Origin of the sequence: Oscillatoria salina IIICB1, assembly GCF_020144665.1 — a bacterium.
Classification (GTDB): domain Bacteria; phylum Cyanobacteriota; class Cyanobacteriia; order Cyanobacteriales; family SIO1D9; genus IIICB1.
Genome location: NZ_JAAHBQ010000146.1, coordinates 1 through 990, shown reverse-complemented (window position 1 = coordinate 990; position 990 = coordinate 1). Strand labels below are relative to the sequence as shown.

The window sequence follows — 990 nt, the reverse complement described above, 5'->3', positions numbered from 1 at the left end:
CGAGTGGGATAATCTTCTGGATGAGCAAGGTCATAGTTAGCTGGTTAGCTCACCTGGTAGGCTATGAAAATTACAGACTGTAATTACAGACTGAAATTATAGACTGTATTTTTTTTAACCTACCAAGGGTCAAGCTAAGATGAGTAACGTCACTCACTGCTGATTTAGTAACATATTCAGCTACAGCCGTACTTCGAGAGGTCAAGATGAGTAACAGTTGAGTGAATAGGGGCTTAAAGATAAGCTAGAACCATAAATCCCTTATACTCTGAAGGTTTCACACTACAGTTCTCGTCTTCCTTCCAAAGCCCTTGCTAAAGTTACCTCATCCGCATATTCCAAATCTCCACCCATTGGTAATCCAAAGGCAATTCTGGTCACTTTCACAAAAGGCTTCAATAATTGACCGACATAAAGAGTCGTTGTCTCACCTTCGACACTCGGACTAATAGCCAAAATCGCTTCTTGAACTTTTTGCTGACTCACTCGCCGCACCAATTGCTGAATATGCAACTGTTCTGGACCTATCCCATCCATCGGCGAAATTACACCTCCGAGAACATGATACTTCCCGCGATACTCTCTTGTTTTTTCCAATGCAATCACATCGCGGGAGTCTGCAACCACACAGAGAATTTCTTCATCTCGATTTTTATTCCGGCAAATTTCGCAAACAGGTTCAGCAGATAAGTGAAAGCAAATTTTACACAAACCAACTTTCTTCTTTGCTTCCATTAAAGCGTTAGCAAGAGCTTGTACTTCTGCGTCTGGACGTTGAAGAATATGCAGTGCGAGTCTTTGGGCGGTTTTCGGTCCCACTCCTGGTAAAAGTTGCAACTGCTCGATTAAATGAGCTAATGGAGGCGTATAAATTGCTTCTTTTCTCCTCTAGCGGTACTCCTTTATCATGACACTTTTCTCCCAAAGGCGACAAAACTTCTTGTAACACAAAAAAAGCGCCCCCAATTAAGGAGGCAGCTTTTTCTTGAA

Annotated in this window: 1 protein-coding gene; it reads right to left on the bottom strand. The window is 42.2% G+C overall.

Features of this window, described 5'->3' with window-relative positions; translation table 11 throughout:
- Positions 1-282 precede the first annotated feature (282 nt).
- Complete coding sequence (gene recR, locus G3T18_RS24520) at positions 283-873, bottom strand: recombination mediator RecR (protein WP_224413220.1); 591 nt, start codon at positions 871-873, stop codon at positions 283-285.
- Positions 874-990: the final 117 nt, after the last annotated feature.